This is a genomic window from Embleya sp. NPDC005575, from assembly GCF_040605455.1.
Taxonomy (GTDB): domain Bacteria; phylum Actinomycetota; class Actinomycetes; order Streptomycetales; family Streptomycetaceae; genus Embleya.
The window spans coordinates 1-18,878 of sequence record NZ_JBEXCV010000048.1 but is presented as its reverse complement, the minus strand read 5'-3'; the positions used below and the strand labels follow the sequence as shown (position 1 = coordinate 18,878).

Sequence of the window (18,878 nt, the reverse complement as noted above, 5' to 3'; positions counted from 1 at the left end):
ATGAGCAAGGCAAAGACAAGACTCGCCACGGCTGCGATCGGCGGCATGTTGGTGGCGGGTGGCACCGGCATGGTCGCGTTTGCGCCCGCAGCACACGCGGCCGACCCGGTCAAGGTCAACATGACCTGCAAGATCCCGTACCCGCCCGGTGCGCCGGACGTCACCGACGACTTCAACATCACGTTGGAGATGCCGACCACCAAGACCGCTCCGGGCGGCGAGGCCACGGTCAAGGTGAAGATGGGCGCCACCCCGGTCAAGGGGCCGGAGACGCTCAAGGATCCGGTGCCCTTCAACGCGACGTTCGACGCCAAGGCGTCGGGGGGTTCGACCCAGGACCTGAAGATCGTCGGGGAGCCCGGCAAGGTACAGGTCACCAAGGGCGAGCCGATCACGCTCCCCGACTTCGACGCGAAGATCAAGGTGCCGGCCGACGCCACGGGCGACATCGACATCACGCCGACCAAGTTGCTGCTGAAGGCCGTGGTCGACGTGCCGTGCGCCGTCAACGGCACTCCGAAGCTCGGCAAGATCCTGGTCGACAAGAACGCCACGGCTCCGCCGACCACCACGCCTCCGACGGACGAGCCGCCCGGCCCGCCCAACGGCCGTGAGGTGAACGTCAAGTACGCGTGCAAGACCTTCGAGTCGCCGGTCACCATCCCGGACACCACGCCGACGTTCGGCATCACGGTCAAGGTCGCGAGCACCGCCAAGAAGGGCGACAATCTCGACATCTCGGCGTCGTTCAAGGACAACGTCGTGGGCAGTGTTCCGGCCGGTATTCCGGCGGCGCACATCAAGTACACGCCGAAGCTGACCATCGACGTGGTGCAGGGCGACAACAAGCGCACCGTCGACGTGGTCGGCGCCGCGAAGGAAGCCGACCCCCAGCCGGGCGACCCGCTGAAGGTGGACGGGCCGCTCACCGGCAAGTTCTCCGTCTGGGGCGGTGGCGACTTCTCGTTCAGCCCGGGCGCCTTGCGGATCGACACGCACGCGAAGTTCGGTGCACTGGAAATCGACACCTACACCGACTGCAAGGTCACGTCCACCGACGTCTCGGCCACCCTCAAGGCGAAGGGTGACGCGGGCAGCCCGCCGCCGCCCAGTCTGACCCAGTCTCCCTCGGGCAGCGCCAACAGCAACGGCGGCACCACCACCACCGGTGGCGCCACCGGCGACCTCGCGCACACCGGGGCCTCCGGCGGCGGCATGACCGCGTTCGCGATGGCGGCCGGCACCGCCGTGCTCGGTGCGATCGCGCTGATGTTGTTCGTGCCCTACCGGCGACGGATTCGCAACCAGGTCTGACGTCCGGTCCGCACGCGGCGGCAACTCGGCGTCGTAGTGGCCGCGATGGCTGAACCCAGCTGATCCGAATTCGAAGGGTCCCCTTGCCGGTCCTCACCCGGTCGGGGGACCCTTCGGCTATATTCCGCCGTCGCGGAACAGTTCCGACCGCCGCACCTCACTCCTCACCCATCCTCATCTCGTCTCTCCCACCGGCTTCCACACCCACGAGAAGGAACGCGACTCCCGATGGCTCTCTGGGCTCCACGCATGGCGAGCGCCGTCCTCGCCCTGGGCTGCACGGTCGGTTCGGCGCTCGCACTCGCTCCACCCGCCGGCGCGGCGGAACCGCTGATCGTGCAGGTGCACTGCGTCATCCCGTTGGATCAGCCCGCCGTGGACGGTCCGCAGCAGATCTCGCTGGACGCGCCGACCGAACCGGTCCGACCCGGCGACAAGGTGAAGATCAAGGTCACCCTCGGCGGCAGTCCCGCGACCAGCCCGCTGCCGTTCCCGGGCACCCCGTTGACCCCGTCGATCCAGCTCATCCTGTCCGGCGGCGCGAGCGGCGAACTCACGCTTCAGGGGCCGAAGATGCGGGTGGACATCCCGGGTACGCCCGCGCAGATCGTGGTGCCGCCCTACGAGGGCGAGATCACCGTGCCGCTCGATGCCAAGGGCGACATCAGGATCGCGCCGGGCAAGATGGTCACCAGTACCGCGATCTTCGGCGACCAGATCACCACGTGCTTCCCGACCGCTCCCGCGCCGCCCGCGACGACCCTCAAGGTCGATTCGGCGGGGAGAGCTTCGGAGGGGCCGCAGGGCAGCCCGGCGGGCTCCGGTGCCGGGCAACCTCCGGCAGTGGGCGAGACGTCCGTACAGAGCGCTTCACAGCGTGCGGAGAGCCCGGCCGCGAGCCCGGACGGGGTTGGTCAGGAAGCGGGCAAGGCGAGCGGGGTGGGCATCGAGGCCCAAAGCCGCGGCGAGGACGACGGGGAGGTCTCCGGCGGGACGATCGTGCTGATCGTGGTCGGGGCACTGATCCTGGTGATGGCGGCGGCCACGATGTTGTACTCGTGGCGTCGGCACGAGGACGACGAATGGTGACCGCTCCCCGACGCCTCGACCGCGCCTCGATTTCCCCATCGGCCCGAGCGCCGCGACTGCTGCCAGGCCCCGGATCGATCCGAGCGCCCCGATCGGTCCGAGTATTCCGGTCGTCGGGACTCCCTCGATCAGGGAAAAATCCCTGGCGATTCCCGGCCCCCGCAGGTCTGTCGGGCGGAGCTCGTCAACCTCGCGCCCACGGCTCAGTAACATCAAGGTCATGACCCGCGTACTGCTCGCCGAGGACGACGCATCCATCTCCGAACCGCTCGCGCGTGCGTTGCGCCGAGAGGGCTACGAGGTCGAGGTGCGCGAGGACGGCCCAACCGCTCTCGAATGCGCCGCGCAGAGCGGGGTGGACCTGCTCGTCCTCGACCTCGGTCTGCCCGGGATGGACGGCCTGGAGGTGTGCCGGCGGCTGCGTGCCGAGGGGCACGGCTTCCCGGTTCTGGTCCTGACCGCGCGCGCCGACGAAGTGGACACGGTGGTCGGCCTCGACGCCGGCGCCGACGATTACGTCACCAAGCCCTTCCGGCTCGCCGAGTTGCTCGCGCGCGTGCGCGCGCTGCTCCGGCGCGGCGCGGCCGACGTCGGTCAGGGGGTGCACGGCGTGCGGATCGACGTCGACTCGCATCGCGCCTGGATCGGCGAGGAGGAGCTTCAGCTCACCGCCAAGGAGTTCGACCTGCTCCGGGTGCTGGTGCGCGACGCCGGCCGGGTGGTCACCCGCGACCAGCTGATGCGTGAGGTGTGGGACACCACGTGGTGGAGTTCCACCAAGACGCTGGACATGCACATCTCGTGGCTGCGCAAGAAGCTCGGTGACGACGCGGGCAACCCGCGTTACATCACCACCGTGCGCGGCGTGGGCTTTCGCTTCGAGAAGAGCTGACCTCGGGCGGCCGGGCCGACTTCGCAGGTGGCGATCTCGGAGCCGACTCCGGAGCCGACCCCGGAAAGCTGACGGGACCAACCTTGCGTCGCAGGCTCATCAACACCACGCTCGGCGTGGTCCTGGTCGTCGTGGCCGTGCTCGGCGTGCCGCTGGCGTTCGTGGAGACCCACGCGATCGAGAACAGTGCGGGCGACAGCCTCAAGGCCGAGGCCGCGCGCATCCTGGAGGTCGTCGAGCTGCGACTGGCCTCCGGCGAACGTTCGGACGCGGAACTGCTGCACAGGCAGATCGAACCGCATCGCTACGCGATCGTGCGGCTGCCCGGGGAACCCCCGCTGGTGATCGGTGACAAGCCGAGCGGCCGGGTCTTCGAGAAGGACATGCACGGCGAGATGGGCGACTCGGTCACCGTCGGCGAGCCGCGCGAGCGGGTCACCGGCAAGATCCGCGAATCCCTCCTGCTGATCCTGAGCGTGGCGCTGCTCGCCGTCGCCGCGGCCGCGGCCCTCGCGGTGTGGCAGGCCCGCCGGCTCGCCCGCCCGCTGACCGACCTGGCCGAGACCGCCGAACGGCTCGGCTCCGGTGACCCCCGGCCCCGGCACCGCCGGTACGGCGTACCCGAGCTGGATCGCGTCGCCGAGGTGCTGGACCAAAGTGCCGAGCGGGTCGCGCGGATGCTCACCGCCGAGCGCCGGCTCGCCGCAGACGCCTCCCACCAGCTGCGCACGCCGCTCACGGCGCTGTCCATGCGGCTGGAGGAGATCATCGCGACCGAGGATCCGGAGATCGTCAAGGAGGAGGCCGCGATCGCGTTGTCCCAGGTCGAGCGGCTCACCGATGTGGTGCAGCGGCTGCTGACCAGCAGTCGGCGCGGCAGCGCCGGTCGCGACCCGCGCAACATGTCCGCGGTCACCGTCCGGGTGGACGACGTGATCCAGCAGCAGATCGACGAGTGGCGACCCAACTTCCGCGAGGCCGGACGCAGCATCCGGGTCGAGGGGGAGCGCGGCCTGACCGCCGTGGCCACCCCCGGGGCGCTGTCCCAGGTGCTTGCGACGCTGGTCGAGAACACGCTCATGCACGGCGCGGGCGGGGTGAACATCCGCACGCGTACGACCGGCACGTCGGTGGTGGTCGAGGTCGAGGACGAGGGCACGGGAGTGCCGGACGAGTTGGGTGCGCGGGTGTTCGAGCGGGCGGTCAGCGGCCACAATTCGACCGGTCTGGGGCTCGCGGTCGCCCGTGACCTGGCCGAGGCGGACGGCGGCCGCCTGGAGCTGCTCCAGCAGCGCCCACCGGTGTTCGCGGTATTCCTGGCGGCGCACCCGGAGGATCCGCCCGGGTGAGGAGCGGACAGGGGCTCGGAGGGGTTGGGCGGTGGGTGCGTTCAGGCCCGGGAGGTTTCGCTTTCGTCCTCGACCAGGCGGGCGGCCTCGGTGTCCAGGTGGGCTCCGCCGCGGGCTCGACCGCGGGCTGCCGGTCGGCGGTCGGGCTTGGCGTTCTCGGTGGTCGGCGCCGCGACGACCCGGACCGGCTTGCGGTCGGCGTGCGTTCCGGTGAAGACCCAGGTGCGGTAGGACCAGAAGCGGAACAGGGTGCCCAGTGGCAGGCCGACGGCGTACTTCGCGACGTTGTCGGCGAGCAGTGAGGGGTAGCCGAGCCAGTAGTGCGAGAAGGCCACGGTGCCCGCCTCGATCGCCATGCCGACCCCGCTGAACGCCATGAACAGCACGAACTCGCGTCGACTGTCCGTCGACGTACGGTGCCGGAAGGCCCAGTAGCGGTTGCCGAGGTAGTTCACCATGATCGCGAGCGCGGTCGAGATCACCGACGAGCGCACCGAGGCCAGGCCCAGGTGGTTACGGCAGATGTTGAACACGATCACGTTGACGATCACGCCGAATCCGCCGACGGCGCCGAACTTCAGCGTCTCGCGCAGCAGGTGTCCGACTCGGTCGTACCAATTCCGGAGCGCCTTCACGACATGCCACCTTCGACGACCGGCGCGCTGCCGGGTCGTTTGTGCTTGAACACCCAGGTACGGAATGCCCAGAAGCGGAACAGCGTGCCGAGAGCCATACCGACGATGTTCGCCGAGATGTTGTCGGCGAGCTTGCTCTCGTAGCCCATCAGAGTGTGCGAGACGAACACGCTCGACGCTTGGATGCCCGCAGCGATCGCGCTGAACACGAAGAAGAGTGTGTATTCGCGCCCGACGCCGGTGCGGTCCCGATGCCGATAGGTCCAGTATCGGTTCCCGACGTAGGCCACGATGGTCGCCGGGATCGAGGAGACGATCTTCGCCACGACCCCGCTCAAGCCGAGTGAGAGGCCGAGGTTGAAGACGAGGACGTCCACCGCGTAGGCGAGCCCGCCCGCGATCAGGAACTGGGTGACCTCGGAACGGATGCGTGCGATCCGGCCGGGCGGCGGTCCGACGGACGGGTCGGTGGGGGCGCCGACAGGCGAAGGCACGGACTCTCCTTTGGCACCATGGGAACTGCGGGCATGACGACTCACCCGACGAGGGTAGCCGTCGCAGCCGCTCGGCATCGGCACACGGTCTCTCTCCTGTTGCAGACTCTTCACCGGAACATCTTTCGGCACGTGTGGCGCATGCCGTTTTGGCAGGCTCGGCTCGCCCGAAGGCCGCCCGCAACGCCCACCGCCACGGTCGTGCGGGTCGGGTCGGTACCCTTCCCCCGTGACGTTCCCAGTCGTCGGCATGGTCGGCGGCGGCCAGCTCGCCCGCATGACGCACCAGGCCGCAATCCCGCTCGGCGCCCGCTTTCGCGTACTCGCCGCATCCCCGTCCGAATCCGCGGCCCAGGTCGTGGGCGACGTCGTGCTCGGCAGTGAGGACGACCTCGCCGACCTGCGCCGCTTCGCGCAAGGCTGTGACGTGGTCACGTTCGACCACGAGCAGGTCCCCACCGCGCTCCTGGAGGCTCTCGAGGCCGACGGCGTCGCCGTTCGGCCGAGCCCGCAGGCGCTCGTGCACGCCCAGGACAAGGGCGTGATGCGGGCCAGGCTGGCCGAGATCGGTGTCCCGTGCCCGCGCAACCGGATCGTGGCCGATCCGGCGGACGTGGCGGCGTTCGCGGCCGAGGTGGGCGGCTGGCCGGTGGTGCTCAAGACCACACGCGGCGGCTACGACGGCAAGGGCGTGTGGATAGTGCGCGGCGAGCAGGAGGCCGCCGTGCCGTTCGCGGCCGGCGTGCCGGTGCTCGCCGAGGAGAAGGTCGACTTCACCCGCGAGCTGGCGGCGTGCGTGGTGCGCTCGCCGCACGGGCAGGCGGTGGCCTATCCCGTGGTCGAGTCGATCCAGGTGGACGGCGTGTGCCGCGAGGTGATCGCGCCCGCGCCGAACCTGGCCGAGGACATCGCGGTCCGGGCGCAGCGGATCGCGTTGTCGATCGCGGGCGAGCTGGGGGTCGTCGGGCACCTCGCGGTCGAACTGTTCGAGACCGTCGACGGCCGGATCCTGGTCAACGAGCTGGCCATGCGCCCGCACAACAGCGGGCACTGGAGCATCGACGGCGCGCTCACCTCACAGTTCGAGAACCACCTGCGCGCGGTGCTGGACCTGCCGCTGGGCGACCCGCGCGCCCGGGCGCCGTGGACCGTGATGGTCAACGTGCTCGGCGGCGACTATTCGGACATGTACCGTCCGTACCTGCACGTGATGGCCCGCGATCCCGGGGTCAAGGTGCACATGTACGGCAAAGACGTGAAGCCCGGCCGCAAGGTCGGGCACGTCACCGTGTGCGGCGACGACCTGGACGACGTGCGCGAGCGCGCCCGGCACGCCGCCGACTACCTCCGAGGGGACATCACCGAATGAGCACGCAGCCCGTCGTCGGCATCGTCATGGGGTCCGACTCGGACTGGCCGGTGATGGAACTCGCCGCGCAGGTCATGGACGAATTCGGGATCGAGTACGAGGCCGACGTGGTCTCCGCGCACCGGATGCCGCAGGAGATGATCGAGTACGGCACGACTGCGGCCGAACGTGGTCTCAAGGCGATCATCGCGGGCGCGGGCGGCGCCGCGCACCTGCCCGGGATGCTCGCGTCGGTCACCCCGCTGCCGGTGATCGGCGTACCGGTACCGCTGAAGTACCTGGACGGCATGGACTCGCTGCTGTCGATCGTGCAGATGCCGGCCGGGGTGCCGGTCGCCACCGTCTCGATCGGCGGCGCGCGCAATGCCGGGCTGCTCGCGGTGCGGATGCTGGCGGCGCACGATCCGGCGTTGCTGGCGCGGATGACCGCGTTCCAGGCCGAGCTGAAGGCACAGGCGACCGAGAAGGGGCGCAAGCTGCGCGAGCGGGTCGGGTCCTAGCACCGAGGTTTCGGGGCCCGACGGATTGCTCGGGCCCCGGCTCCCGGGGTCAGGACCGGCCCGCGCCCGTCATGGTGATGCGCTGGAGTTCCACCGCGGAGCAGCGGTCCATCACCATGTCCAGGCCCGCGTCGCGGACCTGCCGGTAGGCCCTCTCGTCGATCACGTCCAACTGGAACCAGACCGCCTTCGCGCCGATCTTCACGGCCTGATCGGCGATGTCGCCGGCGTGGTCCGAGTTGACGAACACGTCGACCACGTCCACCGGGAAGGGAATCTCGGCGAGCGTGGCGTAACCCTGCTCGCCGTGCACCGTCTCGGCTTTCGGGTGCACGGGTACGACGCGCTTTCCCCACTGACGGAGGAACGCGGCTACTCCATATGCGGCGCGGTGGGAGTTGGTACTGAGTCCCACCACCGCCCACGTGTGTGTGTCGAGGATCCGTCGGATCGTGGCCTCGTCGCCGTACGGCATGCTGATGACCTCGCAATCCTTGTCTCGCTGCTCGCGGTGCCCCCGACCGACGGACGGCGCGGCGCCGTCAGCCGGGTGAGTGTGCCCCCGAGGCGGGCCGGCTACTCAGGGGCGACCGAGTGCCCGGTACGTCCATCCTGCGCCGCGCCAGCGCACCGGGTCGAGGGCGTTGCGCCCGTCGAGTACCCGCCGTTCCGCGACGATCTCGCCCAGCACGGCCGGATCCATCTCGCGGAACTCCGACCACTCGGTCAGGTGCAGCACCACGTGTGCGCCGCGGGCGGCGTCGAAGGCGGTGTCCGCGTAGGTCAGGCCCGGGTACATCTTCCGGGCGTTGTCCATCGCCTTGGGGTCGTACACGGTCACCTCGCCGCCTTGGAGCTGCACCTGGGCGGCGACGTTGAGCGCGGGCGAGTCGCGGATGTCGTCCGAGTCGGGCTTGAAGGCGGCGCCGAAGACGGCGACCCGGCGGCCCAGGAAGCTGCCGTCGCACTGTTCGCGGGCGAGGTCGACCATCCGGAACCGGCGGCGCATGTTGATCGCGTCCACCTCGCGCAGGAAGGTGAGTGCCTGGTCGGCGCCCAGTTCACCCGCTCGGGCCATGAACGCGCGGATGTCCTTGGGCAGGCAGCCGCCGCCGAAGCCGAGCCCGGCCTTGAGGAAGCGGCCGTTGATCCGCGGGTCGAAGGCGAGCGCCTGGGACAACTGCTCGACATCGGCGCCGGCCGCCTCGCAGACCTCGGCCATCGCGTTGATGAACGAGATCTTGGTGGCCAGGAACGAGTTGGCGGCGGTCTTGACCAGCTCGGAGGTGGCGAAGTCGGTCACCACGAGCGGGACGCCCTCGCCGAGCAGGGTCGCGTACACCTCGCGCAGTGTGTCCTCGGCCCGCTGCGAGCGCACGCCGATCACCAGCCGGTCCGGGTGCAGGGTGTCCTGGACGGCGAAGCCCTCGCGCAGGAACTCGGGGTTCCAGGCCAGCTCGGCCTCGGTGCCCACCGGTGCGAGCTCGGTGATCCGGGTGGTCAGCCGTTCGGCGGTGCCGACCGGGACGGTGGACTTGCCGACGACCAGGCACGGGCGGCGCAGCAGCGGGGCGAGCGCGTCCACGGCGGCGTCGACGTAGGACACGTCGGCGGCGAACTCGCCCTTGCGCTGCGGCGTGTTCACGCACACGAAGTGCACGTCGCCGAACTCGGCGATTTCGGCGATGTCCGTGGTGAAGCGCAGCCGTCCCGATGCCACGTGCGGGGCCATCAGCTCTTCGAGCCCGGGTTCCCAGAACGGCGTCCGACCGCTCGCGAGGGTGGCCACCTTGTCGGGATCCACGTCCATCCCGAGGACCTCGAAGCCCAGCTCGGCCATGCACGCAGCGTGCGTGGCGCCCAGGTAGCCGGTACCGATGACCGTGATGCGGGGTGCCACGTACGTCACCTGACTTCTTCGTCGGAGGGATGGGGCGGGACCTGGATCGTATCGGCCGCGATCGGGGCGCCGTCGCCGAACCGTGGCCATGCCGATGCGAGCTCGAACAGGGTGCGGCTGAATAATTGTGGACGCCAGTGTTGTTTACTGAGCGGTAATAAAACGCTGCACACTCTTCTGCTGAGAGGTAGGCACCCGTGGCCGGACGAAAAGACTTCGACTTCTTTCGCGTCTCCGAGGAGCACGACATGCTCCGCGAGTCGGTCCGCGCCCTCGCGGAGGCGAAGATCGCCCCGTTCGCCGCCGAGGTCGACGAGCAGTCCCGATTCCCGCAGGAGGCGCTGGACGCGCTCAGTGCCAACGATCTCCATGCGGTGCACATCCCGGAGGAGTACGGCGGCGCCGGCGCCGACGCGCTGGCCACCGTGATCGTGATCGAGGAGATCGCGCGTGTGTGCGCGTCCTCGTCGCTGATCCCGGCGGTCAACAAGCTCGGCACGATGCCGCTGATGCTGTCCGGCTCCGAGGACCTCAAGCGGCGCTACCTGGGCGCGGTCGCGCGCGGTGACGGGATGTTCTCGTACTGCCTGTCCGAGCCCGAGGCGGGCTCGGACGCCGCCGCGATGAAGACCCGCGCGGTGCGCGACGGCGACTCGTGGATACTCAACGGCGTCAAGCGCTGGATCACCAACGCGGGCGTGTCCGAGTTCTACACGGTGATGGCCGTGACCGACCCGGACAAGCGCAGCAAGGGCATCTCGGCCTTCGTGGTGGAGAAGTCGGACGAGGGCGTCTCGTTCGGCGCGCCGGAGAAGAAGCTCGGCATAAAGGGTTCGCCGACGCGAGAGGTCTACCTCGACAACGTACGCATTCCGGCCGACCGGATCATCGGCGCCGAGGGTACCGGTTTCGCCACCGCGATGAAGACCCTCGACCACACGCGCGTGACGATCGCGGCGCAGGCGCTGGGCATCGCGCAGGGTGCGCTCGACTACGCGAAGGGCTACGTGCGGGAGCGCAAGCAGTTCGGCAAGCCGATCGCCGACTTCCAGGGCATCCAGTTCATGCTCGCGGACATGGCGATGAAGCTTGAGGCGGCCCGGCAACTGACCTACGCGGCGGCGGCCAAGTCCGAGCGCGGCGACGCGGACCTGACCTTCCACGGCGCCGCGGCCAAGTGCTTCGCCTCCGACGCGGCGATGGAGATCACGGTCGACGCGGTCCAGTTGTTGGGCGGTTATGGCTACACCCGTGACTACCCGCTGGAGCGGATGATGCGGGACGCGAAGATCACCCAGATCTACGAGGGCACGAATCAGGTCCAGCGCATCGTGATGGCGCGGAACCTGCCGAAGTAGCCGGCCCGCCCGTACGCCGGTGGTGGCCGGCTCGATGCCGGCTCCGCGACTACGGAGGGGCCCTGAAGGCAATGCCTTCAGGGCCCCGGGAATCAGCGCCGTCAGTGGTTCGAGGTCGTCGTCATCCTGAACCGAGCCACGTTGTCCTCGGTGGTCCAACGGTGGAAGCCGGCCTTCTCCAGCACTCGGACCGAGGGCGGGTTCGACAGTTCCACGTTGGCGGACACGGTGTGGACATCCGGCGCGCCGAGGGCGAACCCTGCCAGGGCCTGCGTGGCTTCGGAGGCGTAGCCCCGGCCGCGGCGGGAAGCCACGATGCCGTAGCCGATCTCCAGGACGCCCTCGCTGGGCGGCCAGAACAGGCCGATCGAGCCCACCAGCAAGCCGCTCTCGCGCTCGATGATCAGACGGTGGCCATACGCGCCGAGCCAGTCGGGATGCTGGGCGAAGAGGCCCGCGATCACGCGATCGCCCTCGGCGGGAAAGTCGTCCGCCCAGTGCGCGGACCTGATGTCGTCGAGGACCGCGGTGGCCTCGTTCGTGGTCCAGGGCCGAAGGACGAGACGCTCGGTGATCAGGTCGGTATGGGCGGGTGAGGAAGCGGAAGACACGTGTTTCTCCTGGTCGTTGGAACGACCCGGGCCGCGCTCTGCTATCGCGCGGGCCGGACGAGGGCATGCTGACGAGGGCCGACGGCAGCCATATTCATCAACCTCCCTGTCCCGCTGATCACGCGTCTCTCGCGCCGGGTGACGGTAACAACCGCTCCTGGCCCGGGCAACACATTTTCCGGGCCGCATCCGGTTCGAGCCGGTCATGGACAGGATCCGCGTCACCCGTCTCGGCGTGGGCGGCCACGCGACTGCCGGACAGCGTCGGTCGAAACGCGGCCATGTCTTCCACGACACAACCGTCTTCGCACTTGCGGCGCTCGGGCGACAGGTGGGCGCGTTCGACCTCGGCATCCGGCGCGTAAGCGATGCGATGGCTCATCCCGTACTCCGGTATGCGTCGTCCAGGTCGTCGGCGTACTTCATCCCGGTCATGTCCCCGGCCTTGAGCCGCTCGACCAAGGCGTCCTCGTCCGGATCGTTGGGCCTGCGGGGTGCGCAGCGCCCAGCTCGCCATCCCAGGGTGCGGTGGCCGGCAGTCGCCGGCACCGGCGCATCGAAGCACACCGGGCCGTCCCCGTGCCGGTGAAGCCGATCCTGCGCCCGTGGACGGCAGCGTCGCGGGCGCTTCCCTCGTCCGTATGTGCGGGCGAAACCTTTCGGGTTCGGGATCGTTGGCGACGGCATGATGATCACTACCGGCCGTACGGCCATGGCCCTGTCCGCCGGATTCGCCGGTCTCGTGCTCGCGCTCGCGCCCGTTGCCGCGCAGGCGCACACGCTCCCGCGTGGGGACATGCGCGCCGGGGGTGACCAGGTCTCGCTCGATTCGACCGTGTGGGTGACGGCCGACGGTGCGATCACCCTGTCGGGTGCGTACCGGTGCTCCGCCGACCACGTGGGGCCCGTGCTGGTCGGCGGCAGCGTCAGCCAGGCCGGCCGGCGCGCCACCATCGGTGGCAGGGTGGCCACGTGCGACGGCCGGACGCACACCTGGCGCACCACCGAGCAGCCGTACGCCGACTTCGTCCCCGGCGCCGCGAGTGGCGACGCCACCCTGCTCGAACTCCGGTGGGACGACAGCCTGATTCCCGTGCTGCCGAACATCCTTGCCCACGACGCGCACGACGTGGTGATCCGGCGGGTCTGACACCACACTCGGCGCTCCCGCAGCCCGGAGCCACGTCACGGCACTCCGGGCGACGGGACCGCTACCGACCGACGTACGGGAGCGGCGGTCGAGCCGGTCCGGCGATCGGTCGGCGAAGTCGTGTCGCGAGGGCTCCGGCTCGGCGCGGCCACCCGCCGACGCGCGCTGCGCGGTCGCCTGGCGGGACCGGTCCCGCCTGGCGAGGCCGGACGGGACCCGCCCCGCGAGCGCCGTCGCTCAGTTTTTCGCCAGTTCGTTCCGCAGTTCCCTGAGGTCGTCGACGGACTGGAAACCGGCCGTCCGGCACACCGTGAGCGCCTCGCTCAACCGGTTCACCGCCGCCTGCCGTTGCTCCAAGCCGAACGCCTCTATCCGGGACGCCAGTTGCACCGCGTCCAGATACCCGTCGCCCTCCTCCGGCAACAGCGGCACATACGCCGCCGCCGCCCGGTCGGCCGCGGTCAGCGCGGGATGCAGCCGGTCGGCGCGCGCCAGCAGGTGGGCGAGCTGGTGATGCGTACCGGCCGTCTCGACCGCGATCATCGCCGCCACATCGTCGTCGGCGCCCGAACCGAATCCGGCCTCCGAGCCGGACTCCGCCCCCGCTCCCGACCCAGGATCAGCCCCCGCCAACTCCCGCAGCGCCTCACCGAACAGCGCCAGTGCCCGGTCCACCCCCGACGGGTCGTCCCGGTTCGTGTTCCCGGCGATGTTCCACGCCTTCGCGCGCAGGGCACGGACCGTCTCGCGCACGTCGCCCTCGGCGCGCAGGAGTTCGATCGCGCGGCCGAACGCGGCTTGCGCCTGGGGGGCCATCCCCGCGTCGTCCAGCGCGTGTGCCGCCGCCACCGCGATCTCCGCCTGGACCGCCCGATCGGCGACCTTCGTCGCGGCCTCGGCGGCCATCGACAGGTGCTTGGCCGCGTCCCGGGCGTCGCCCAGCCGACGCAGGCACATGCCCAGCGCCCAACGTTCGTGCATCGCGTACTCGGGGCCGTGGTGCGCCTCGATCTCCGGCAGCAACTCCTCCAGGATCGCCGCGGCCTCCGCGTCCCGGCCGAGGCCGAACAGCATGCCCACGGCACCCCCGCGGCAGGCCGCCGCCATCTCCGCGTCGCCCTCGTCGTCGAAGACGTGCGCGGCCTCCAGCGCGAACGGCAGCGCGTCCTCGGGCCGGTCCTGCGCTCCGATGGCGTTGGCCAGCATGGTCAGCGCGTGGCCGACCGGGAACTGCGGCTCGGCGAAGAACGCCGCCGCCTCCAGCGCACCGCGCATGTCCGCCTCGGCCGCCGCCGGGTCGCCCGCCTGCATCCGTACCTGGCTGCGCAGGAACAGCGGCCGGCAGGCGAGCCAGGGCCGTTCCGCCTCCCGACACAGCGTGATGGCGGCGCTCAGATCGGCCTCGGCGTCCGTCGTACGGTCCTCCTGCAACGCCTGCTCCGCGCGCAGGTGCAGCGCCGCCGCCTGACGGTGCCTCAGCCCGTGGTCCCGGCCCAGATCGTGCAGTTCGGTCAGGATTTCGTCCATGTCGTCGGCCCCGGTCGTCAGGGCCACGATCGCGCGGTGGTGCAACACCAGTGCCAGCGGCGCGGCGTCGTCCGGCAGCAACTCCTCGGCCTTGGCCCGAGTCGCGTCGAACAGCCCGACCGGGTCGGCCTGCTCGGCCCGGAACCGGGCCATCGCGGTCCGCACCTCGGCGCCCACCGCCCGCCCCGGCGCGTCCGCGGCCAGATAGCCGGCCGCGGCCCGGGTCAGCGCCGCGATGCCGGCCGCGAACTCGCCCTCGTCGACCAGGTCGACGCCCTCCGCCTCGGTGATCGCGGCGAGCGCGAAGGCGCCCACGTCCTGTCCCAGGTCGCGCGCCGCCGCCGCGTAGTCCCGCCACGCCTGATCCGAACGGGGGTGCCCCTGCTTGTCCAAGTCGCGTGCACAGGCCAGCAGTTCCGAAGCGTCGCGGTCAGCCGAAACCGTCGCGGGCGTCGGCGACGCAACCGGCCCGGACGCGGCCACCCGTGCCGAACGCAGACCCAATGGCAGCGACTTCGCCACCGGTACCGCCGCCAGCCGAAGCCGCACCCGGGAGCTCACCGCGTCGTTCCCGTTGCGCGCGTCGAAGCGCGCGGCGATCTCGAACAGTTCGCGCTCGACGGCGTCGCGCAGCGCGCCGGCCGAGGTGTCCTCGAAGACCACCAACTCGGGTCCGACGACCGCGACCAGCCGGCGCAGCAGCACCGCGACGCCGGCCAGGAAGTCGGAGTGGTCGGACGGGTCGCTCTGCGGGCGTTCCAGCCACGCGCGGTGCTCGGCGAGGATCTCGATCCCGCGTCCCTCGTTGCCGGTCAGCGCACAGAACTCGATGTGCTCGGCGACCGCCGCGTACGTGCTCACCTTGCCGCGCACGGACCGGTAGCCGCGCAGGTGGTGTGCCCGCGCCCGATCCGGGTCGCCCTCGCGCACGAGCGGCAACATCGACGCGGCCAGCGAGACCTGCGGCTCCTCGGCACAGGTCAACGCGCCGTCCAGGGTGGGCGCGAGCAGTTCCAGCGCGTCCGCGTCCCGGCCCCGCGCGATCAACCAGCGGGCCTGCTCGCGCCGTTCGCACGCGTCGCAGTCGGCGAGCCGATCGCGATCGGCCGCAAGCCACGCGTCGAACGCCTCGGCGCTCTCCGCGTCGGCGCCGATGTGTCGGGCCAGGTAGAACCGGCTCTGGTGGACCGGTCGCAGGCTGTGCCCGGCGGTGCGATAGCGGCGTTCCATGTCGGCGAGGTAGCCCCGGATCGCGGGCAGCGGCACCTCGGGAACCGCAAGCAGCGAACTGGTGATCCATTTGAGATCCCAGAACAGGTGATGGGTCAGCTGCTCGTCGAAGCCCTCGGGGTGCTCGTCCCACAGCTTGAGCAGACGGGAGAGCGGGACCGGCGTACGTGGCGACTCCCCGCCGTAGTTGTACGCGGTGATCAGCCGCAGCAGGGCCCACGCGAGGTTCTCGTCGCTGCCCATCCGCTCGGCGACCACCACCAGCTCCTCGGCGCGGGCGGTGCGCGCCTTTCCGTACGGCAGTTCCTCGTTCGCGTCCAGGGCAGCGAAGAACCCGGCGTCGTCACGGATTTCCATCAAGGTTCCTATTCGGCGGGGTTCGGCTGATGGACGGCCCGCTCCAGCAGACCGAGGAAGGATCGGCCGAGCAGGCCGGTCTCGGCCGACGTGAGCGGGCGATGGCTGAGCAACAGGGCCTGGCCGTACAGTCCTTCGACCGCGGCCCTGGCCAGTTCGGGATCGTCGAGGCCGGCGATCCGGCGGACCAGCGGGTTGAGGTGGTTGAGCACGAGCTGCGCACGCGGACCCTGCCCGCGCAGCGAGCCCAGGATTCCCGACCACAGGTCGTCGCCGCGTCCGGCCGCGTCCTGTTCGGCCTCGGCCCGACCGCGTTCGCCGCGCGCGTCCCGCCCGTCGAGCAGCAGCACGGGCACCGTGACCGGCTGGAACGTGCGCAGCGACACGTCGCACGAGAGCGGGTCCAGCGCGGCCCGCGCGTGCGCGAGGAAGCTCGCCGCGGCCAGTTCGGCGGTCGGGTCCACCGAATCCAGGTGTGCGGTGACGGTGTCCGGGTCGAGTTCGGTGACGGTGGTGCCCGGGCGGATCTCGGCCAGCCGGTGGACCAGGTCCAAGTCGTAGGTGTAGCCGCCGTTGACCACGCCCAGCCCGGCCGCCGCCGCGATCGGCGCGACCTGGCGGTACTCCTCCACGGTCGGCGTCACATGCACGACCGGATGCCGCCGGGCGAACTCGTCGAGCGCGATCCGCCCATCGGTGGTCTCGAACGGCAGCCACGGCAGGACCAGTCGCAACAACTCGTCGTCGTGCCGGGCGAGTGCCTTCACGCCCAGGTGATGCACACTCAGGAACCGGGCCAGCCGCGGCTGGTCGTGCGCGGCAAGCTGGGCCAGCCAGTCCCGGATGTGCCCGCCGAGCGCGTCCCGCACCCCGGCGAGCGCCTCGTCGTCGTACAGGCTCTCCCGCGACGCGGTCGGTCGCAGCGTGTCGGTGTCCACGACGCAGCGCACGAAGAACGCCCAGTCGGGCAACAGCCCGTCGGCGTTCTCGGTGAGCAACATGCCCTTGAGATGCACCCGATGTCTGCCGCGCATCGCCGGGCTGACCGCCTCCGGCAGCACGAACGCCGCGCCGCGCACGCCCGCGAGGGGCACGTCCAGGTCGATCACGTCCAGCGGGGTGTAGCCGAGTCGGCTCTCGCAGTACGCGGCGAGTGCGGCCCGGCGACGCTCCGGCGTCGGGTACGCGCGATCCCAGACCGCCGGGGTGTCGGTGATCGGCGTGTGCTCGCCGCCGGCCACGACGGTGACCGGGTACGGCAGCAGCGCGCCGAAGTCGCGGGCGAGTTCGATTACCCGGTCCGCGGCGAACCACGACTCGCTGCCCCGACGCGGCGTCAGGAACACTGTGGTGCCCGGCTCTTCGCGCTCCTCGGAGGTCAGGGTGCGCACCGTGTAGCGGCCGTCCGCGCCGGCTTTCCACTCCACCGGCGGCGCGTCCGCCGTCCGGGCCGAGCGGGTGACCACGGTGATCTCGTCGGCGACCACGAAGCACGCGAGCAGGCCGATGCCGAACTGGCCGATGTAGTCGCGTCGAGCGCTCTCCAGCGCGTCCCGCTTGGAACTGCGGCCGATGGTGGCCAGGAAGCGGTGCACGTCGGCCTCGGTCAGCCCGATGCCGGTGTCGGTGACCCGAAGACCGCCGTCCTGCACCGTGATGGTGATCGCCGCCGGGGCCTGTGCGTCCGCGGCCCGCCGCGCGGTGACCGCGTCGACGCCGTTCTGCAGCAGCTCGCGCAGGTATACCCGGGGGCTGGAGTAGAGGTGGTGCGACAACAGGTCGACCAGACCGCGCAGATCGACCTGGAAGGTGTGGTCTGCGTCGGTTATCGCGGCGTCGTTCATGCGGACTTCGTCACCTCGGGGCAGGATCGCCGGCCGACATCCCGGCCGAGTGCCGATGGTACGAAACGACGGGGACAGGCGGCGAATCACCAGTGCGACCGCCGGTCCCCGCCGATCGGGTTCAGCGCTTGGGCGCGTCCACGGTCCGCCCGTCGCGCAGCGCCTGGAACAGCGCCTTCGCCGCCTTGTCGTCCCACAGCACGGTGGAACCGACGCCCTTGACTTCGTGTCCGGGGTCCGCGATCGGCACCGTGGTGGTGACACCGTCGCCGCCGGACAGGCTGCCCATGTCCTTGAACAGGTCGTACAGGTCGAACAGGCCGGTGTCGTCGTCCACGGTCACCGCGCCGAGCGAGGCGTCGGCCACCGGGAACGCAGTGAACGGGTTGAGCAGGATGCCGGCCGACTTGGCCTTCTTCGCCAGCGCGCTGAGGAACTGCTGCTGGTTCTCCATCCGGGCCAGGTCCGAGCGCGCCGGGTCGTAGTAGCGGGAGCGCACGAAGGCGAGCGCCTGCGCGCCGTCCAGCGTCTGGCAGCCGGCCTCCAGGTCCGCGCCGGACTTCTTGTCCTTGATCGGCCCCTTGAGGCAGATGTCCACGCCGTCCATCGCGTTGACGATGTTGTTGAACCCGCCGAACCCGATCTCCGCGTAGTGGTCGAGCCGAATGCCAGTGGCCGTCTCCACGGTGCGCGCGAGCAGCGGCGCGCCGCCTTTCTCGAAGGCCGCGTTCAGCTTGTTCTCCTGCGCCTTGACCGTCTTGCCGTTCTTGTTGAACGCCGGGATGGTCACGTACGAGTCGCGCGGCAGGCTGATCAGCGCGGTGCCGCCCTTGCCCTTGTGCAGCAGCATCATCGAGTCGGTGCGCTTGCCCGCGGCCTTGCCGGTGTGCAGCTTCTTGCGATCGGTGGCGTCCAGGCCCTCGCGGCTGTCCGAGCCGACGATCAGCCACGTGGTGCCCTCGGACGCGGCGGGCCGGCCCTTGTAGTCGTCCAGGACGTCCTCGTGTTGGATCTTCGAGTCGGCCCAGAAGTAGGTCACGGTGCAGAAGACCACCACGAGCGCGACGAAGACGCCGAGCCCGATGAGGATGCGTTTCTTCCAGTTGACCGGGCCGCGCGGACGCCGTGGCGGGCCGCCGGGACCACCCGGGCCGTCGGGACCGTCGGAACGGCCGGGAGTCGCTGATGTTGACGTCGTCAACGAAGTCCTTGATCGCCAGCCGGACCGGGACGTCGTGCTCGTCGAAGATCACGATCGC

General features: G+C 70.5%; 18 protein-coding genes. 8 read left to right on the top strand and 10 right to left on the bottom strand.

The annotated features are described in order from the left end of the window. The 4 genes from ABZS54_RS18305 (at position 1) to ABZS54_RS18290 (ending at position 4,644) form a co-directional block, all read left to right on the top strand. Entirely contained in the window at positions 1 to 1,314 is a 1,314-nt protein-coding gene (locus tag ABZS54_RS18305) for a hypothetical protein (RefSeq protein WP_355536487.1), read from the top strand. 228 nt (positions 1,315 to 1,542) lie between these two features. Next, positions 1,543 to 2,403: a hypothetical protein gene (locus ABZS54_RS18300; protein WP_355536484.1), complete on the top strand. Its 861-nt coding sequence runs from the start codon at positions 1,543 to 1,545 to the stop codon at positions 2,401 to 2,403. A gap of 220 nt (positions 2,404 to 2,623) precedes the next feature. Continuing rightward, positions 2,624 to 3,295, top strand: a complete 672-nt coding sequence (locus ABZS54_RS18295; protein ID WP_355536481.1) for a response regulator transcription factor — start codon at positions 2,624 to 2,626, stop codon at positions 3,293 to 3,295. 83 nt (positions 3,296 to 3,378) lie between these two features. Continuing rightward, positions 3,379 to 4,644, top strand: a complete 1,266-nt coding sequence (locus tag ABZS54_RS18290; protein ID WP_355536478.1) for an ATP-binding protein — start codon at positions 3,379 to 3,381, stop codon at positions 4,642 to 4,644. A 41-nt stretch (positions 4,645 to 4,685) separates the two neighbouring features. On the opposite strand, the gene ABZS54_RS18285 is transcribed toward ABZS54_RS18290, so the two are convergent. Next, positions 4,686 to 5,279: a GtrA family protein gene (locus ABZS54_RS18285; RefSeq protein WP_355536475.1), complete on the bottom strand. Its 594-nt coding sequence runs from the start codon at positions 5,277 to 5,279 to the stop codon at positions 4,686 to 4,688. Next, entirely contained in the window at positions 5,276 to 5,773 is a 498-nt protein-coding gene (locus ABZS54_RS18280; protein WP_355536472.1) for a GtrA family protein, read from the bottom strand. The genes ABZS54_RS18285 and ABZS54_RS18280 overlap by 4 nt, the downstream gene beginning before the upstream one ends. 229 nt (positions 5,774 to 6,002) lie before the next feature. Between ABZS54_RS18280 and ABZS54_RS18275 the strand changes: the two genes are divergently transcribed. Both ABZS54_RS18275 and purE read left to right on the top strand, forming a co-directional pair. Beyond that, a complete protein-coding gene (locus tag ABZS54_RS18275) occupies positions 6,003 to 7,142 on the top strand; it encodes a 5-(carboxyamino)imidazole ribonucleotide synthase (protein WP_355536469.1) in 1,140 nt (379 codons plus the stop codon). After that, positions 7,139 to 7,642: a 5-(carboxyamino)imidazole ribonucleotide mutase gene (gene purE / locus ABZS54_RS18270; RefSeq protein ID WP_355536466.1), complete on the top strand. Its 504-nt coding sequence runs from the start codon at positions 7,139 to 7,141 to the stop codon at positions 7,640 to 7,642. The genes ABZS54_RS18275 and purE overlap by 4 nt, the downstream gene beginning before the upstream one ends. Before the next feature lie 49 nt (positions 7,643 to 7,691). On the opposite strand, the gene ABZS54_RS18265 is transcribed toward purE, so the two are convergent. Next, a complete protein-coding gene (locus ABZS54_RS18265; RefSeq protein WP_355536463.1) occupies positions 7,692 to 8,117 on the bottom strand; it encodes a CoA-binding protein in 426 nt (141 codons plus the stop codon). A 105-nt stretch (positions 8,118 to 8,222) separates the two neighbouring features. Then, entirely contained in the window at positions 8,223 to 9,542 is a 1,320-nt protein-coding gene (locus tag ABZS54_RS18260) for a UDP-glucose/GDP-mannose dehydrogenase family protein (protein ID WP_355536460.1), read from the bottom strand. Between the two features lie 197 nt (positions 9,543 to 9,739). On the opposite strand from ABZS54_RS18260, the gene ABZS54_RS18255 reads away from it, so the two are divergent. Then, a complete protein-coding gene (locus ABZS54_RS18255) occupies positions 9,740 to 10,900 on the top strand; it encodes an acyl-CoA dehydrogenase (RefSeq protein ID WP_355536457.1) in 1,161 nt (386 codons plus the stop codon). Positions 10,901 to 11,001: 101 nt separating this feature from the next. Here ABZS54_RS18255 and ABZS54_RS18250 read toward each other — a convergent pair whose 3' ends face one another. From ABZS54_RS18250 to ABZS54_RS18240, 3 genes are all read right to left on the bottom strand, one after another. After that, positions 11,002 to 11,511, bottom strand: coding sequence for a GNAT family N-acetyltransferase (locus ABZS54_RS18250; protein ID WP_355536454.1), 510 nt, complete (start codon positions 11,509 to 11,511; stop codon positions 11,002 to 11,004). Positions 11,512 to 11,629: 118 nt separating this feature from the next. Continuing rightward, positions 11,630 to 11,893: a hypothetical protein gene (locus tag ABZS54_RS18245; RefSeq protein ID WP_355536451.1), complete on the bottom strand. Its 264-nt coding sequence runs from the start codon at positions 11,891 to 11,893 to the stop codon at positions 11,630 to 11,632. Continuing rightward, a complete protein-coding gene (locus tag ABZS54_RS18240) occupies positions 11,890 to 12,060 on the bottom strand; it encodes a hypothetical protein (RefSeq protein WP_355536448.1) in 171 nt (56 codons plus the stop codon). Before ABZS54_RS18240 ends, ABZS54_RS18245 begins: the two co-directional genes overlap by 4 nt. A gap of 136 nt (positions 12,061 to 12,196) precedes the next feature. On the opposite strand from ABZS54_RS18240, the gene ABZS54_RS18235 reads away from it, so the two are divergent. Then, the gene (locus tag ABZS54_RS18235; protein WP_355536445.1) at positions 12,197 to 12,661 is read left to right on the top strand and encodes a DUF6299 family protein; all 465 of its coding nucleotides are present in this window, start codon (positions 12,197 to 12,199) and stop codon (positions 12,659 to 12,661) included. Between the two features lie 237 nt (positions 12,662 to 12,898). On the opposite strand, the gene ABZS54_RS18230 is transcribed toward ABZS54_RS18235, so the two are convergent. From ABZS54_RS18230 to ABZS54_RS18220, 3 genes are all read right to left on the bottom strand, one after another. After that, on the bottom strand, positions 12,899 to 15,775 hold the full coding sequence (locus tag ABZS54_RS18230) for a tetratricopeptide repeat protein (RefSeq protein ID WP_355536442.1): 2,877 nt from the start codon (positions 15,773 to 15,775) through the stop codon (positions 12,899 to 12,901). An 8-nt stretch (positions 15,776 to 15,783) separates the two neighbouring features. Next, positions 15,784 to 17,619 carry an HSP90 family protein gene (locus ABZS54_RS18225; RefSeq protein WP_355536439.1) on the bottom strand — a complete coding sequence of 612 codons (1,836 nt, stop codon included), beginning with the start codon at positions 17,617 to 17,619 and terminating at the stop codon, positions 15,784 to 15,786. A gap of 121 nt (positions 17,620 to 17,740) precedes the next feature. Next, positions 17,741 to 18,820: an LCP family protein gene (locus tag ABZS54_RS18220; RefSeq protein ID WP_355536436.1), complete on the bottom strand. Its 1,080-nt coding sequence runs from the start codon at positions 18,818 to 18,820 to the stop codon at positions 17,741 to 17,743. Positions 18,821 to 18,878 lie beyond the last annotated feature (58 nt).

Bases quoted from the DNA above. Each gene is read 5' to 3' on its own strand.
- ABZS54_RS18305 (WP_355536487.1), top strand. From the start codon at position 1: ATGAGCAAGGCAAAGACAAGACTCGCCACGGCTGCGATCGGCGGCATG.
- ABZS54_RS18300 (WP_355536484.1), top strand. From the start codon at position 1,543: ATGGCTCTCTGGGCTCCACGCATGGCGAGCGCCGTCCTCGCCCTGGGC.
- ABZS54_RS18295 (WP_355536481.1), top strand. From the start codon at position 2,624: ATGACCCGCGTACTGCTCGCCGAGGACGACGCATCCATCTCCGAACCG.
- purE (WP_355536466.1), top strand. From the start codon at position 7,139: ATGAGCACGCAGCCCGTCGTCGGCATCGTCATGGGGTCCGACTCGGAC.
- ABZS54_RS18265 (WP_355536463.1), bottom strand. From the start codon at position 8,117: ATGCCGTACGGCGACGAGGCCACGATCCGACGGATCCTCGACACACAC.
- ABZS54_RS18245 (WP_355536451.1), bottom strand. From the start codon at position 11,893: ATGAGCCATCGCATCGCTTACGCGCCGGATGCCGAGGTCGAACGCGCC.
- ABZS54_RS18235 (WP_355536445.1), top strand. From the start codon at position 12,197: ATGATGATCACTACCGGCCGTACGGCCATGGCCCTGTCCGCCGGATTC.
- ABZS54_RS18230 (WP_355536442.1), bottom strand. From the start codon at position 15,775: ATGGAAATCCGTGACGACGCCGGGTTCTTCGCTGCCCTGGACGCGAAC.
- ABZS54_RS18225 (WP_355536439.1), bottom strand. From the start codon at position 17,619: ATGAACGACGCCGCGATAACCGACGCAGACCACACCTTCCAGGTCGAT.